The sequence below is a fragment of the Mesorhizobium sp. M7A.F.Ca.AU.002.02.1.1 genome, assembly GCF_003998535.1.
Lineage (GTDB): Bacteria > Pseudomonadota > Alphaproteobacteria > Rhizobiales > Rhizobiaceae > Mesorhizobium > Mesorhizobium ciceri.
In genome coordinates, this window is record NZ_RZPB01000061.1 from 1 (window position 1) to 15,272 (window position 15,272).

12 protein-coding genes and 1 pseudogene are annotated in these 15,272 nt (G+C 56.3%); 2 read left to right on the plus strand and 11 right to left on the minus strand.

Annotated elements, in window-relative coordinates; translation table 11 throughout:
- Positions 1–229 precede the first annotated feature (229 nt).
- Complete coding sequence (locus EN879_RS06445; protein WP_063168122.1) at positions 230–1,498, plus strand: DUF6538 domain-containing protein; 1,269 nt, start codon at positions 230–232, stop codon at positions 1,496–1,498.
- Here the strand turns inward: EN879_RS06445 and EN879_RS38880 are convergent.
- Together EN879_RS38880 and EN879_RS06450 are read right to left on the minus strand one after the other, a co-directional pair.
- Positions 1,480–1,653 carry a hypothetical protein gene (locus EN879_RS38880; RefSeq protein WP_158515785.1) on the minus strand — a complete coding sequence of 58 codons (174 nt, stop codon included), beginning with the start codon at positions 1,651–1,653 and terminating at the stop codon, positions 1,480–1,482. The two genes, EN879_RS06445 and EN879_RS38880, sit on opposite strands and share 19 nt — an antisense overlap.
- 73 nt (positions 1,654–1,726) lie before the next feature.
- On the minus strand, positions 1,727–1,948 hold the full coding sequence (locus tag EN879_RS06450) for a hypothetical protein (protein WP_063168124.1): 222 nt from the start codon (positions 1,946–1,948) through the stop codon (positions 1,727–1,729).
- Positions 1,949–2,265: 317 nt separating this feature from the next.
- Here EN879_RS06450 and EN879_RS06455 point away from each other — a divergent pair, with 317 nt between their 5' ends.
- Positions 2,266–3,426 carry a hypothetical protein gene (locus tag EN879_RS06455; protein ID WP_063168125.1) on the plus strand — a complete coding sequence of 387 codons (1,161 nt, stop codon included), beginning with the start codon at positions 2,266–2,268 and terminating at the stop codon, positions 3,424–3,426.
- 149 nt (positions 3,427–3,575) lie between these two features.
- Here the strand turns inward: EN879_RS06455 and EN879_RS06460 are convergent, their stop codons facing one another.
- From EN879_RS06460 to EN879_RS06500, 9 genes and pseudogenes are all read right to left on the minus strand, one after another.
- Positions 3,576–4,190, minus strand: a complete 615-nt coding sequence (locus tag EN879_RS06460) for a recombinase family protein (protein ID WP_063168126.1) — start codon at positions 4,188–4,190, stop codon at positions 3,576–3,578.
- Positions 4,191–4,406: 216 nt separating this feature from the next.
- Complete coding sequence (locus EN879_RS06465) at positions 4,407–5,258, minus strand: DUF3037 domain-containing protein (RefSeq protein WP_063168127.1); 852 nt, start codon at positions 5,256–5,258, stop codon at positions 4,407–4,409.
- The gene (locus EN879_RS06470) at positions 5,255–6,046 is read right to left on the minus strand and encodes a HipA family kinase (protein WP_206617027.1); all 792 of its coding nucleotides are present in this window, start codon (positions 6,044–6,046) and stop codon (positions 5,255–5,257) included. The genes EN879_RS06465 and EN879_RS06470 overlap by 4 nt, the downstream gene beginning before the upstream one ends.
- 206 nt (positions 6,047–6,252) lie before the next feature.
- Positions 6,253–8,151, minus strand: a complete 1,899-nt coding sequence (locus EN879_RS06475; protein ID WP_063168129.1) for a DUF262 domain-containing protein — start codon at positions 8,149–8,151, stop codon at positions 6,253–6,255.
- A 112-nt stretch (positions 8,152–8,263) separates the two neighbouring features.
- Positions 8,264–8,788, minus strand: a complete 525-nt coding sequence (locus EN879_RS06480; protein WP_127224114.1) for a hypothetical protein — start codon at positions 8,786–8,788, stop codon at positions 8,264–8,266.
- A gap of 45 nt (positions 8,789–8,833) precedes the next feature.
- Positions 8,834–11,524 (minus strand): DEAD/DEAH box helicase family protein, encoded by a 2,691-nt coding sequence (locus tag EN879_RS06485; RefSeq protein ID WP_063168131.1) that lies wholly within the window; start codon positions 11,522–11,524, stop codon positions 8,834–8,836.
- Positions 11,521–13,200 carry a site-specific DNA-methyltransferase gene (locus EN879_RS06490; protein WP_063168132.1) on the minus strand — a complete coding sequence of 560 codons (1,680 nt, stop codon included), beginning with the start codon at positions 13,198–13,200 and terminating at the stop codon, positions 11,521–11,523. The genes EN879_RS06485 and EN879_RS06490 overlap by 4 nt, the downstream gene beginning before the upstream one ends.
- A gap of 13 nt (positions 13,201–13,213) precedes the next feature.
- Entirely contained in the window at positions 13,214–14,269 is a 1,056-nt protein-coding gene (locus EN879_RS06495) for a phospholipase D-like domain-containing protein (RefSeq protein WP_082826468.1), read from the minus strand.
- Positions 14,257–15,272 (minus strand): annotated as a pseudogene (locus EN879_RS06500) (helicase SNF2); the annotation flags it as partial. The gene EN879_RS06495 and the pseudogene EN879_RS06500, both read right to left, overlap by 13 nt.

Genomic DNA, 15,272 nt, shown 5'->3' on the forward strand with positions numbered 1-15,272 from the left:
CGGTAGCTCAGTGGTAGAGCAACCGGCTGTTAACCGGTTGGTCGCTGGTTCGAATCCGGCCCGGGGAGCCAATTTCTGTGCTTTCAGCGCATTGCCAGACTTTCCAACGCTTTGGTTTAATTGAATAATCCGCGCCGACAGCGTCAGGTGATCAATCGGCACGCGGAATTTTGCTAAACATCCTGCTGCACATATTGCCATACACAGGCGCAGCGCGCATGGTAGCGGTATGAACGTCAAGCGCCGCAATAAGACCTTCCACATCGTCCGCCGAGTGCCTAAGCGCTATGCTGCAATCGAGCCGCGCACTCAAATCTGGATCAGCCTTCACACGGACTCCGAAACGGTTGCGCGACAGAAGGCTCCAACCGCATGGGCGCATATGGTCGAGGGCTGGGAAGCTACCCTTGCCGGCGCAACCGACGATGCCGAGCGACGGTTTGCAGCGGCGAAGGAACTGGCCGCCGTGCGCGGCTACAACTACCTGCCCGCTGATCGCATCGCCCAACTCCCCCGCGAAAAGCTGCTCGAACGTGTCGAGTCCGCCCTGAAGCTCAATGGCGATGCTGCCAAGATCGAGGCGCGCGCCGTGCTGGGCGGCGCTCCCGAACCGGGGATCAAAATCAGCAAGGCACTGGAGTTGTATTGGGGCTTTGCCAAGCAGGACACGATAGGCAAGAGCGAGGATCAGCTTCGCCGCTGGGAGCACCCCCGCAAACGTGCCATCGCCAACTTGATTGAAGAGATCGGCGACAAGGAGCTTTCAGAGATCACCGGAGACGACATGCTCGACTTCCGCGAAACATGGATGGAGCGGATAGCGGCCGGCGATGCCAAGCCCGACACTGCTAACAAGGATTTCCAGCACATCGGCAATATCCTTCGCACCGTGGTCAAGATGAAGCGGCTAGGGCTGGTCCTGCCGCTGGACGGCCTCACCTTCAAAGCCGACAAGGAGCGGACCCGCCCGCCTTTCTCGGTCGACTGGATCAAGACCAAGCTGCTTGCCCCCGGCGCGCTGGACAGCTTGAACACGGAAGCCCGGTGCATCCTGCTTGGCATGATCAACACCGGCTATCGCCCCGGCGAAGCGGCCGGGCTCATGCCGCACCACATCCGCCTGGATGTTGACGTGCCATATATCAGCATTGAGCCGGAAGGCCGGCAGCTAAAGAACAAGGTGAGCGAGCGTGTCATTCCGCTGGTAGGCGTGTCGCTCGAAGCCTTCAAGCACTGCCCGCAAGGCTTTCCGACCTATCGTTTCAAGGACAAGATCAGCGACACGGTGAACAAGTACCTTCGGGAACACGACCTGTTAGAGACACCGGAACATGTTCTCTACAGCCTGCGGCATTCTTTTGAAGACCGGATGATTGCCGCCAAGGTAGATGAGCGTATCCGGCGCGACCTGTTCGGCCATGCGCTGGGCAGGGAACGCTACGGCGAAGGCGCGACGTTGGCGCACAAGCGCGACATCCTTCAGAGCTTCGCCCTTTGAGCAGCGACGATTGCCCGCGCCCGGGCGATGGGGTCTCCCCTCGCCTCTTCGGCCGCGATTTCCGCCTCTAGCCGCGTGAAGATCGGCGCATAGATCGCATCTTCGACCACAAGCGACGCAACGAACGCGTGGGCGGCTTTGAGCCGGGCCAGCATGGACCCGTGATCGTCGGCTATGGTCGAAGAATGCAGCATGGCTTGGGCAACTTTTTTGAAACCGGGTGCAAACTCAGCGGCGCACGATATGCGCACCGATCCAGATGGCGGGCCAGGCAACCAAGAAGAGCGCCGCCGCGACCAACGCGGCCGGCCGGAGCCGCAAGAGATCGTCGACCACGGCGCGAGAGTTCGCCGCCACTGCCGGGCTGGCGTCGCGATTGGTGACGATGCCCTGAAGGAAGAGAACGCCCCCGGCTACCCAAAGCGCCGCGACCGGAAAAATGATGTCCATGAAAATTCACGCCCGTTTTGACCACGACCGGGAGTCTGGCACAGTTCGCCCGAATAGCAACACGAGCGCACGTCTGGCCCAGAAGCTTTCGCACTGCCATACGAAGTCTTCGTCAACACATTGCTTTGATTTTGCAACTTGTTGCAAACTTTTCCTGCCGATTACACTTCAGAAGCACTGTCGATTTGACCACGCTCATGGTAGATATGGGGTGCGCTGGTTCACGCTGCGCCGCGTGGACTGTCAACAGGGGCGGTGCCGCATTTTTCCTTGGTCGGATGGCGGTGCCGCCCCTCTCAGACCAAGGAATAGACCAAATGTCCCCTCACCTAGCCTATTCACGCCCTCAATCCGCCGATGCCACCACCGACGCGGACAACACCAACAATCCCCCAGACATCGACACGACAGAGCCAGTGCAGCAGCCGGACCAAAAGGAATGGCGGATGCACAGCCACTACAGGCCGGAGAATTGGCCATTGTCTCGCACGATTTCCCAACAGGGCATCATGCGGCAATACATCCGCGTCTGGCGTCACTACATACCGGTGGGCACGCGAGACACGATCCTGATCATCATCGACAAAACCGTGAACTGGGGCGTGAGCACGTGCTGGCTCACCTACAGGCAGATAATGCAGGCGAGCGGGCCGAAGGAAACGCAAGCCCGAGGGCATATCCAGTGGTTAGAGGCCGAGGGTTTCATCACGGTAGAGCACTCCCCCGGCAATGCCAAAGGTATGCGCATTACTCTCAACCTCGACTGGGAACCGTCCGACCCACCAGTGTCGCAAAAGGCACTCCCACGGAAAAGTGTGGGGGCAACTCCCACGGAAAACCGAGGGGGCAGGAAGGTGACCCCCACGGAACACCAAGGGGCTACCCCCACGAAAAGCCAAGGGACTACCCCAACGGAAAACCGAGGGGCATTTAGAGAGAACGTTTCAGAAGGAACCGCAGAAGGAAATTCAAAGCTCAGAGGGAATGATTACTCGCCGCCTGCCGGCAACGAGGGGTCGGCCCCGAAAACCGAAACGTCTCATCCTATCCGGCAACGCGTTCGCCCGGTCGTTCAAGGCGCTTCCGGGGAAAAGACGCCTCCGGCGAAAGAGAACCCCCCGGTTCCGGCCGCCCCCCTTTCCGGCCCTAATCAGTCCCCCCTTGACCAGACGGTTGTCCGGCTCACGCTGGAGGCAATCGAGGAGACGTTACACCGGTCTGCCGAACAGCATTGGCCGAACATTGCGGCACCGTGGCCGGATGACCAGCGCCGGGCGGTTGCGCAGTGTATAGCGACGAACTGGCGGGGGGCGCCCGGTGAGGCACACAGGTTCGCCGATTGGGTGGTGGCCACATGGTCCAACATCGAATTGACCTACGCTGGGCCGGAATACCCCGAAGCCGGCTTCATCCATCGGCACAACGTGTCGCTCTGTCGGACTTTCATGGCTCACCTCGGTAGATCGAACACTCAATGAAGCCAATGCACACTAGCCGCGATGCTCCCAGAAACTGCCGTCTTTGGAGCTACAAAAGCCGCAACGGCCCTTCGCATGAGTCTGCCACCGGGAGACTTTGCAACCGGGTGCAAAATGTCGCGGCCGAAAATTTCGGGCATCCGGCAGTCTTACCCCGCCACTCCCTTTGCCAACCTCGCCAGCGTTGACCGAGAGCATCCCGTTGCCGAAATGATGGTGCTCCAGCTTTGCCCGCTGGTGAGCATGCTTTGGATCGCTTTATTGCGGGCCTTGTCCTCAGGCCGGCCACGATATTTTCCCTCGCTCTTGGCTTTCGCGATACCCTGCGTCTGCCTACGCCGACGATCCTCGTAGTCTTTCCTAGCGACTGCCGCGATCACATCGAGCATCATGTTGTTGATTGCGTCTGCCATGCGGGACATGAACTCATCGGCATTCCCCGATGCCATGCCCCATGATGTCGGTAGGTCGAGGGCGACAACCTTGATGTGTCGATCTCTAATTTCGTCCTTTAGCTTATTCCAATCTGCACCGTTCAGCCTGCTGAGGCGATCCACCTGCTCGATCAGCAGGATGTCTCCTGGTTGGCAATCCGAGAGGAGTCGGAAGAGTTCCGGTCGTGCGAGGGAGGCCCCGCTTTCATTCTCCACATAGGTAGCGGCGATTTGCAGTCCACGTTCCTTGGCAAACGTGAGGAGGTCACCTTTGGCTCGGTTGGCATCCTGCTCTTTCGTTGAGGCTCGGAGATAGGCGCGGACGAACATATGAGGCCCCGGTTCGATATGAATGGTCTCATATTGTCTGGTACGATTAGGGTGGTCAAACGTTATTATCGAACCACCTAAAAACGCGGTCCGCTAAAGGCATACTCAAATGATTTTCGACGAGACAGAGTTGTGTGCCTAATCCTCGCCCCTCACGATCGTGAGCCGTTCCGACATGGCTGCTGATTAGCCATGCGGAGGCTGCACCATCACGGATCAAATCCGCTGATTGTGCGACCGAACTTCATCCTCGATTTCATCGACCAATGAGGCGATCTGCGTTTCCTCAACGATCTCCGGTGCGAATGGAGAGCCACGTAAGATCTCAAGCGCGTTTTTGTAGACAGGCATAAGCTGACGGTTCTCTGGCGCACCCACAATGAAATGCAGCTTCAACGGCTCTTGCGCGTCATCTGCGACAGCAGCAAGATGCCCACGCCAGCGACGGACCTTGTCCTTAATCCCATCAGCATCCGCCAAGTCTAACGACAACGGTTCATAGGCATGCCAACTGCCGTTCTTCCATGCGTGCTTGAACTCGATACTATCCGCTTTGCTGGATAAGACCTTCTTTTCCAGTTCCACGTTCAGATTCCGCTCGGCTAGCATGGTACGGACGGGCCGCCAGATATCCTCGTCAGTCTTCCTGGCCTTCACGGTCACATCGTAGCGGCCAACAAATCGCTCATAGAGACGCTCGAAGGTCTTCGATGGATCGTTGGTCACACCGGAGCTGACAGGTGACCATTGTAGGGAACTGTCGTCATTCGGTACGATTGACTTGGCGTAGGAGTCCAGTCCGCGATCTTGCCTGAACAGACCCTCCTTGGGCAGCATCTTGGAAGCGCCACGCATACCCCGCTCGACACTCCGCATAGCAGCCACGAAGGCCTCGCGATCGAGATCCGGGAACACGCTTTTGATACGGCCTATGGTCTTTCGCGTGCGCCACCTCAGGATGCCCTCACGTGAGACATGCAAGATCACGCCAACGTTCACGAACTCCCCGGTTACGATGTCGTGGACATAACGCAGGACAATGAAGTTGTAGGGATGGCGATCGCTCATTTCAGTATCCTCCGCACTTCATCCAAACACCCGTCGATGTTGTCTCGTGCATCTCGAATTAGCTTAAGCGCTGCGTGAACGGCGGCCTCCGAGCCAGCCCACTCGTCCGGAACTGCGGTCTGATAGCTCGCAATCACCTCATCTGACAAGTTAACCCAGCGATCCTTGATGAGATCATAATCAACATCCCGCCCCTTCAATCCCCCAACGAAAATATGGGCTCCTGGCACTCCGACCCAACTCAGGCCACCTAGTGTCCAGGGCGGCTTCCAGAACAGGAGTTGCTCAGTCATGAAAGCCAGCTCGTGATCGAATATCCGCAGATTGTCGCCCTTCACCAAGCAGTTGGGATTCCCGTCGCGTCGATCCGGATTCTGGATGATCGCATCGAAGATCAGAATACCAGTTGCGTCAGGCATCATTGTGTCAGTAATCAAATTGCCTTTCGCCCATGCTGCAAACTGGTTGGGAACACGCAGTGATCCGAATCCGACAGGTGAGCTCACGCCAAGCTTCTGGCGAACAGTCTCGTCTGAAACAGACTCTATGAACTCAGGGGGCAGCCGAACCCAATAGGGACGGGGAACAGGCAATCCGAGGTCCGCAGCCAAGCAGGCACCTATGCTCTCCCGAGACAAGCTCGACACCCCGGCATCGCATCCGCTGGATAGCTTGCAGAAAACCTCGACGGTCTCTCCTGCCGCATCCTCGCACATCAAAAGGATCGGAGCGGTGCGACCCTGAGAGGCCGGGCGCAGAAACTCTGTTGCCGTTACACTCTCCAGCAATTCACCCCCCCACAGGGACGGCGCTGTTGGCCATCCCTCTCCCTCAAAAAACTATGATCAGTCACACCAACTCCGCGGCCTGCGCGTACGCCGACACCAGCGTCGAGCTCGGCTTCACGGCATCATGCGGCACAAGCACATAGGACGACGGTTTCCGCCCATTCCCTAGCATGCTCGTTCGCATGGTGAACCCATTTCCGCGCCGCCTATTCCGCAGCGTCGGCCTGCTGCGTCAACGCGTGCCCTGCGCCTGCGTTCTGATTATTCTGCTCAGCAATCGTCGGGCCGGACCATATCGAAAGCGCCGTATCGAACAGCGCGCTTCCACGGTGTGAGACGGTCTCCTCATCCCATGCCTGGTACTGATGGAGTTCCCGGTTCAGCGCGAGCGCCGTGTGTGCTCTCACAGCAGGCATCTTGGTCGAGAACGATCCGTTCGAAGCCGACGTGTTCAGCTTCTGGGTCAGCAGTGTGAGGTTGCCGAGCTTGTTTATGATCTTGTCGCGGTCAACCTCGCGAGCAACCTGGTCAATATCCACCTCGCCGGCCGCAACGTGATCAAAACCCGGAACGGGCCAATTCTCGCGCCATTTTTGCGGCATGATGTGTTCGAGCGTCAAATCGCTCCGGATGGCGACGACTTCGCTGCGATCGTTCCTTTTCTGGTGTTCAAGCGCCTCGAACAGATACCGAAGGCGCGGCTGACGACTCCCTTTGTATTGGTCGCGACCAAGCCATTGCGCCTTCCATTCGCTGTCTGGCGGGAAACGGATCGCATCCGCCTGACTCGCGGACAGCAATTGATGAACACGCGCGACTGACACTTGGCCGCCCGCGCGAAGCTTTGCGATCATATCGACAAAGAACTTGTTGTAATTGGCGGTCGTGAGGCCGCAGATATCGCGCCTGACGATATAGGATTCGATCAGCCGGAGAGCATCGGGCAGCTCGCCTTCGTCCAGCGCGCTTTCGCCCGCTAGATAGAGCACGAGAGGCATGGCCGTTGACACGTCGAACGCCTTGGTAAAGCGCCCGAAGCGTCCCAAAGGATCATCGGTCGACTGATCCGATAGCCGTCGATGAACTGCCGCGCTTGCTGCGATCGATTCGAGCTCAGCTTTGATGGAGGTGAACGGCGTGAGGTCCAAAATCCATCTGCGATAGGATTCAAAGAGATCGTCGACCGAAACGGTCTCCGCTTTCTTCATTGTAAGGTGGTCGACAAGCAGCCAATCCAGGCGGGACTTCGTCTGACGACCGCGTGTATCCCCTTCCTTCCAGAACCAACCGTCGAGCGGGAGCCAGAAATCCTGGTACAGGCGGTCTACATTCAGAGAACCCTTGGTCTGTCCCAACCCTTTCGCTCGCTGAAAGATGAAGTTACGCATGAGATCACCGGCGGTCAGATCGACTCCCCGGCTGTTAAGCGTTTCGAAGATCGTCTGAGCGTCATCGCCACCTTCAAGTTCGATTGATACTGCTGCCAACCCGACGCGTAACGCCTCAAACAACTTCTCCATGCGAAAGGCATCATATTCACCATTCGGCCGGACGTGCTTTTCGATGCGATCCTTGAAGAACGCATGCGCCGCTACCGACGGGCGAACCACACCCTGCTCATCATCCAAACGGAAGGTTGCCGCATCCGACTTGTCCTCAGCGTCAACCACTCCGATGAAAGAAGCACGGTCGGTGAGTGACGGCCAAAGCTTGAACCGCTCGACTTCTGGCTGCTCCATTACACCATCGTTGAAGATGTACTTGGCTACCTCGTCCGCATATTCGGGTGAGTGGCAGGCTGCCACGTCCCTTAGGGCGGTCAGGAGCAACTGGAAGGTCGTAAGGCGCTGTTGGCCATCAATGACCTCAAACGCCTGCACCTGCTTGCCGAACGTTTTCACCTGCGAGATCACGATCGCTCCCATGAAGTGGGGCGCAGATAACACGCCTTCCGCCTCAAGCTTTGCCGCAGCCCGCTGAATATCCTCCCAAAGCAACTCCAGTTGGGGGGTCACTTTCCAGGCGTATTGCCGCTGATACAGCGGAATCAGGTAGCGTCTCTTACCGTCAAAAAGCTCTATGATCGATCTTGTAAATGGTCGCATTAGCCCTATTCGCCCCTAATCGAGTGTGCTTATAATTCGCTGAGCCAAACTACACTTATAGTTTTAAGCTATCCTCGCGCCTTCACCTGCGTGTCCCAATCAGCCGCTTTATCTACGAGAGAAGGATTGGATCAACAACATCGCTGGGCGATGGCTTGTCTGCCCGTTCGGTCGCCCTGTCGACGAGTTTTTCTAGTTCTCGGGCGAAATTGAACGGCCGCTGCTTTGTGAAAATCGGCGTGAGCGTCCAGAAGGGATTTTGAACCGCCGAAGGACGATCAAAATTCTTGTCCTTGCATAGAGAGAATTTTCCGGTGCCGTCCGTGTCGACCCTTCCATAACGGCGAAACCATTCGCTGATCGCCGATTTGTAAACTTCCTTTTCGACGGCATTCAGCAGAGAGTGAATGACCCGAACATCGTTGTGCCGCTTCACATGATCGAAAATTCCTAGCGCCACTTCATGGATGATCTTTTTCTCCGAAGATCCTCTTAGCTTGGTGCCATCGTTGCTCTGCAAGGTCGAAGAATATTTCTTTTCCAGTTTTAATAAGCTCTCTGGCGGCGTTCTGCTCTTGTCGCGTTTGAGGTCAGCCAGGAGTTTGAAGATCGGTCTTTCATGATTCATTCTGGTCACTGGACCGATGCCCCCTCGGGCCTTTTCAAAACCTTGGTCACGCCCTCAAACAAGCTCCCCTGCCTGCGAATAGGCCGAAACCAGCGAGGCCAGCGTCGCGCTTGGCTTCACCGCGTCATGTGGCACGAGCACATAAGTCCACGGCTTTCCGCCCGTATCCCTGGCGTGCTCATTTGCGTGATGCACCCATTTCCGGGCAGCCTTGGCCTTCGCCTGAACAATCGGGTCGGCCATCTCATTCTTCGCCTTGATCTCAATGATGAACTTGTCCTTGGTAGTCTCGACCACGAAATCCGGCTCGTATGACTGCCCGGACGCGTATTCGATCCTGAACTGACCGATTGCGGGTTTCATCCAGCGCAACACTCCGGCTTCGCTGGCAGCCTCCACGATGACCGCGAATTCCCGCTCTGTGTCGGAGTCGAATTTCTGGTACGGATAGCAGCACTTGGCGAAACCTTCGAAGACATATTTTGGTGTAAGGTTGAGCGGGCTGACTGGCGTTCGGAAATCCCGAACGAATGCCTCGCTGGGGACGTTGTAGGCCTGGGGCTTCATCACGACGAAACCCCTTGAGACGCTAGCTCGGTAATCGGTCGGGGTCTCCCAATAGTGCGTCATCATCTGCTGGAAAATGAACCTGGCGAGATCTTTGCCGTGCGTCAAAAGGACGTTCTCCACGTCCTCGGAGGTCGCAAGGTATGATTGAAGCCGCGCCACCATCTGCCCCGCCAGCTTGAACAGAAGCTCGCTCTGCGTGTCGTAATCGACCTCTGGCATGTCCATGAGATGGCGGACAACATAGCTCTCTAAGCGTTCTTCCTTCGAGCCTTCCACCGTGCGAGCAAGGAAGGCGCGCGTCTCGTCGCGGAGTCGTTGGACCATGATCTGATCGGAGAGCGGCTGCCTGGCGATTGTTTCGAGATTCGAAAGGTCGAAATCCTTGAATCCAAAATTTACCTGCGTCGTCGGCAGCACGACGATTTCGGGAATCGAAATCGTGTGCATGACGATCTGTTTCGTGACTTTAGCGACGGTCGCTGCGACATCGGTTTTTCGTTCGAAACTTTCGAACCATCGCTGTTCAGGTGCCATGACCGCCTTCACGATGCTGGTGATTTCAGCCTGTATCTCTGGCGTGTCGAGTTTTTCGATCCCGGTCTTGATCCGGCGTTCGAACTCGCGCTGGATCACATCCCAAGCGACTTTCGCTACCTCACGCTCTTCCTGGGTCTCGAAGACGTAAGACGTTTGTTCGGATTCCTCAAACGCTCCCGCTTTTCCGGTAAGCATCGTTTCAACATTCGAAGGAGCTTCGACCACATGCGCGCCGAGATTCGACACGTCGCCGCTGCCGCCGACAATGACGGTCTTCCTAATCGAGATGAGCGAGTCCGGATCGCGCGCTGCCTTGATTACGTCGTCGAACCTGTCATGCGCGATGACGGTCAAGCGATCGACGGCTTCCACGCCCGTGCGCTGGCCATAAGGCAACCGCAGGCCACGTCCAAGCGTCTGCTCCGTCAGAATGTCGGAAGCCGATGCGCGCAATGGGACGATCGTGTAGAGGTTGGTTACGTCCCAGCCTTCCTTCAGTTTGTTGACGTGAATGACGATATCGGTCGTCGCATCATGCTCCAGTGCGACAAGCTTCTCGGTCGCCTCTTCAGTCTCCTCCGCGCGCGTTCCGGAATGAACCTCGATCACGCGACCCTGGTAGCGCCCCCGAAAGAAACCATCCGATTCCAGGTATCGCCGGATTTCGCTGGCGTGCGTGGTGTCTTGCGCCACGACCAACATGAAGGGATGGACAAGCTTGCGCCCGGTCTGTTGTGCATAGATCGCTAGCTCTGCCTTAGTGTTTTCATGGCAGTGAATCCCGTCCTCAAGCTTCATCCGTTCAAGCTGTTCCGGCGTGATGCTGTCGACGCGAAACCCTTCGCGAGTGGCGACGGCCGGGTCTTTCACATAGCCCTCGGCCATCGCCTGTCCAAGCGGGTAATCGAGAACCACGTTCTTGAACGCAACCGATTTGGCTCCAACCGAACGTGGTGTCGCCGTCAATTCGAGGCCGATAACAGGTTTCAGTTCGGCAATGGCGTTCATGCCCGCCTTGGCGCGATAGCGGTGCGCTTCGTCCATCAAGAGGACAAGGTCCGGAAGGGCCGACAGGTACTCGAAATAGGACTCGCCGATATATTCATGGAGCTTACGGATGCGCCCCTGCTCCTTGTTCACCTTGTCGATGTTGAAGATGAACACGATAGCGGTCTGGCCCAGAAGGTCGCCACGCACGGCGTAGCCGCGTTCCCAGTTGTCCCCGGTCTCGACTATGGGCGGAAGCTGCGCGAATTCAGCGATGCCCCGGAATACGTATTTTGAGGAGTTCTGCCGACTGAAATCGTCGACGAGCTTGTCGTAAATAGTGGTGTTCGGTGCGAGGATAAAGAAGTGCTTCGACCGTCCTGAGAGATAGAGATAGGCAATGAAAGCGCCCATGAGGCGCGTCTTGCCGACCCCTGTCGCAAGCGCGAAACAGAGCGACGGGAAATCGCGCTCGAAATCCGTCACCGTGGCATAGGTCGCCTTGATTGCGTCAAGTGCGACGACGGGATCAGCGCCCTTGGAAAATTCGATGGTGTTGAGCACGTCCGCCAAGATGTCGAGCGCCTCAGCCTGGGGCGTGCGCAGTGAAAGGCGAGCCTTTATCTGCTGAAGCAGCCGTTGGGAGGTCATGCCTCATCCTCCGCATTGTCAAAAAGCGGCAAGGCTGCCGCTGCGGCTTTGCCGCGCTTCGACGCGTCCGGCTCCGCCACCTCATCGAAATCCACCTTCTCCGGCAGGTTCGCAATTTTTAGCGAATAGTCGTCTCGACCCCATTCGCACTTCGCGAGGATTGAATGAGGAATCTTCTTCACCGTCAGGTTCGGAAAACTGTCTTCCTTCGCGTTAAAGGCCTTGCAGCAAACCAGCAGGCTGCGCTTGGATCCGACTTCCTCCGATAGCTTTTTCAGCGCGTCATAGGTCAGCGACTGGGTCGTCACGAATACGAAATCGCTTTCGGTCGAGTACCCGTGCCGCCAGTATTCGGCCGGGTCTTGGCTGGGCGCATAGGTGAAGCCTAGATGCTTGCAGAGCGCCTCGGCTAGCATGGCAGCATTGTATTCCTTGGATATAACCCAATTGCCGAAACGGTCTTTTTCCAGAAGCGACGGCGCAAGGCGATAGAACCGAAACCCGCCTCCGCCTTCCCATCCGGTCGCTGCCGTTATGCCGCCAGGATCATCGCCATCTATGACTTTCCTCAGCCTCGGGACAATGTGGGTGACAGCATGGTTGCCCAACTCGACCATGATCCAACGACGGCCCATTTTGTGCGCGACTGCCCCCGTGGTCCCGGACCCTGCGAATGAATCGAGGACGAGATCACCGGGACTAGTGGCAATGTGAAGAATCCGCTGAAGCAAGCGCTCGGGTTTTGGAGTGGCGAAGACATCATCCGGATTGAATGCCTTTACCTCGGTTTTGGCCTCATGATTATGCCCGACATCTGAACTTAGCCACACTGTCAGCGGTGGGGTTCCCGTATTCGACAACTCCGAAAGAAAGGTCTTTCGTGATGGCTGTGAAGTGCCGCCTTGTCCAAACCAAATCTCGCTGTTCTCGTCCATCCGTCGCAACGACTCTTCAGAGAATCTTGGAAAGGTTCCTGAAGGGGGCCGCCAAACGAACCCATTCTTGAACTGAAAGCTGAATCCTTTTGCCTTCGCGCTGCCGCTCTTCGCGTGCAGTGGTGTAGCCTTCCATGGACCTTTCGGATGATTGTCCGGATTTGAATATCGTGCATTCATTTCATCAGAGCGGGGCAGGCGATTGGGGGACCAACGTTCTCGCTCTTTTGCGTACACCAAAATATGATCGTGGTTGTCGCTGAAATACTTAGCGTCGTTGGAAACGGTATACTTTTTCTGCCAGACTACATTCGCGATAAAATTACCTCTACCAAACACCTCGTCGCACATAACTTTCAGATAATGCGCTTCGTTGTCATCAACGCTCACCCAGAAGGAACCGGTTGGCTCCAATAGATTGTAGAGAAGCTTAATTCGATCGTTTAGTAAATTTAGCCAAAGAGAATGCTCAACACCATCCTGGTATTGCTCAAATGCAGATCCGGTATTATACGGAGGGTCAATAAAAATGCACTTCACCATACCTCCGATCTCGTCTTGGAGGGATTTAAGCGCTAATAGATTATCGGCCTGAATCAGAGAGTTCGCATAAAGATCCCCAGTCTTCTTCTCGCTTGCGATATGCGAGAAATCATCATCTGGAACCAGAATACGTGGTTCGATCGAAGGCGATGAGCCTTTTCCAACCCAAGTTAGTTCTAGTTTTTTTGATCCGTTCATCATTTTTCCGACGTTAAAACCATCCGTATTGCCGCGCGATGGTGCTACCAGTCGCCCCATATCTTTCAGATTGACGTTTCAACCTAGAAAATTCTTTGGACTCCAAATGAAGGAACCCGAGTACGAAGGTGCCTCCAATTTTTGTCCGTTCAAATACGGCGACATACGGTGACCTGCCCAAACTGCCATCTGGATTTTTCGGTCTGAGCCCGACTTTCACCTCAGGAACTTCATCGTTCAGTTGAAGTCGCCACATGTGATTCTGCTGATACCGCATTTTGAGTTTAGCGACAGTCCCTGCCGAGGTTTTGAAATTGAAATATGAATCCTCTCCGCCGTTTGAGGAAAGCCCAAAGAAAAGCGCTTGCTCCGCTTTAAACTCAAGCTCCTTTCCCATCAACGTGATATTGCCACCCTCAATCCAGCACGTTGTGGCGAGCGCTGGATCTACTTCGGTTTGGTCGGAATCTAAAGCTTTCTTTACAGGAGGCTCTTTCTCATTCTTGCCTGTGGTCAGTCGCGCGATAGCGTCTCGGAGCGGTCGAATCTTTAGATAGGTTTGCTCGTATTCGCTCAATTTCTCCGCTGTAAGCTCCTCGCCGATGCTCCACAACTGCGACCAAGCCGCATCAAAGGCTTCAGTAGAATTCTTGCCTCCAGTGCCAATTGCGTTGGCCTCGCAATTCTTACGGAGAGCAGCACGAGTCAGATTGGCCGAACCGACAACTAGGAGGTTGGTCTCTTCCTTCGATGTTGACTTGAAAAAATACAGCTTGGGATGGAACCTCGCATCTTTGCTTGAGAGGCCTGCAACGCGAATTTGCGCTCCAGGAAGAGATTGAATCAACCTGAGAGCTCCGGGTTGGGTGATATAGTCATCTAGCCCCACGAGCCAATGCGTTTCAGGCGCATCCATCATCGTTAATGCGCCAAGCAATTCACGAACTCCCGAGACAGTGGCGTAGGCTGCGGCTACCCAGAACCCTGTACACGGGCGATGTTCACTCCATGCTCTGACTGCATTGCCAAGCGTTTCTGCCGTTCCAGCACTTTGGACTAAGACATCCATAGGCTGCTGCCCCCCGATAGCACCTCCCACCTCACCGTCAGCAATGGTGTTACCTTGGGCGTAATCGCCAGCTTCGCGGCGACCTCGTCGAGTTTGCTGTCGACCTCCTTCCGGATTTCGCGGAGCGTCTGGAAGGTCGACATTTTGAGGTCATCCCGCTCGCCTTCAAGCTTCTTGATCCGGCGTTCTTCCGCTACCTTCTCGACTAGCGGAATCGCCTGATTGGCCCGAAGTGCCCGCCGGGCGTTGCGCGCCTCCAGGTCCAGTTCCCTGACACGTATGTCATTCGATTTTTCGAGATCCTCGGCATAGGCTTCAAGCTTGACGGTTTCCTCTTCGAGCCATTTCCGGTTTTCGTCCTCGGCGGATTTTTGCGCAGCGCCCAACGCTTCCCTGTCGATCCCGGCCATGCGGTTGGCCGGATATTCGGCATCAATCGCCGCGATGGATGCGGGTATCTGGAACAAGCGCTCGGCCGTTTCGGAGGCCAGCACCTGCCCGTCGTCCGTCACGGCCGCAATGACAATGCTATCACGCGATCCCATTGCGGTCTCCGCCTTCAAAAGTGAAACCTTCAGCCAGCCACTCTTGCCGCCGACGTGCTCAAGGTCGGAAAGCCGGGGCTGGCCGTCGGCTCGGTAGACCTTGTAGTCGAAGGCAAGTTTCGTTTCCGGTAGGTCGCGTGTGCGGGCAACCTCGACCAGGCGATCGGCCAGTGTTCCGTCTCCCAAACGAAAAAATTGCCAACCTTGCTCGTCCGCTTGGGGCCAAGCGGTCGACCACGTTTTCCCGTCATGATCGAACCGGGCAATTCCGTCGGTGTGGAATTTCGCTTCCGGAAGCTCGGCGCGCGCCAGCAACCATAGGCGGCGCTCGAAATCGGACATGGTGCGTTCGATTTCCGTTCCCCGCTGCCGGAGCATGTCCACGATCGACGCGTCGAACAGGTCGAACAGTTGCTGGCGGGTCTCGGCCATATCGGCTTTGATCTGCTCTTCAAGCT

What these genes read in the sequence shown, in the direction of transcription:
- EN879_RS06495 (WP_082826468.1), bottom strand. Translation starts at nt 14,269, where the DNA reads ATGGATGTCTTAGTCCAAAGTGCTGGAACGGCAGAAACGCTTGGCAAT.
- EN879_RS06490 (WP_063168132.1), bottom strand. Translation starts at nt 13,200, where the DNA reads ATGAACGGATCAAAAAAACTAGAACTAACTTGGGTTGGAAAAGGCTCA.
- EN879_RS06460 (WP_063168126.1), bottom strand. Translation starts at nt 4,190, where the DNA reads ATGTTCGTCCGCGCCTATCTCCGAGCCTCAACGAAAGAGCAGGATGCC.
- EN879_RS06475 (WP_063168129.1), bottom strand. Translation starts at nt 8,151, where the DNA reads ATGCGACCATTTACAAGATCGATCATAGAGCTTTTTGACGGTAAGAGA.
- EN879_RS06465 (WP_063168127.1), bottom strand. Translation starts at nt 5,258, where the DNA reads ATGAGCGATCGCCATCCCTACAACTTCATTGTCCTGCGTTATGTCCAC.
- EN879_RS06455 (WP_063168125.1), top strand. Translation starts at nt 2,266, where the DNA reads ATGTCCCCTCACCTAGCCTATTCACGCCCTCAATCCGCCGATGCCACC.
- EN879_RS38880 (WP_158515785.1), bottom strand. Translation starts at nt 1,653, where the DNA reads ATGCTGGCCCGGCTCAAAGCCGCCCACGCGTTCGTTGCGTCGCTTGTG.
- EN879_RS06445 (WP_063168122.1), top strand. Translation starts at nt 230, where the DNA reads ATGAACGTCAAGCGCCGCAATAAGACCTTCCACATCGTCCGCCGAGTG.
- EN879_RS06450 (WP_063168124.1), bottom strand. Translation starts at nt 1,948, where the DNA reads ATGGACATCATTTTTCCGGTCGCGGCGCTTTGGGTAGCCGGGGGCGTT.
- EN879_RS06485 (WP_063168131.1), bottom strand. Translation starts at nt 11,524, where the DNA reads ATGACCTCCCAACGGCTGCTTCAGCAGATAAAGGCTCGCCTTTCACTG.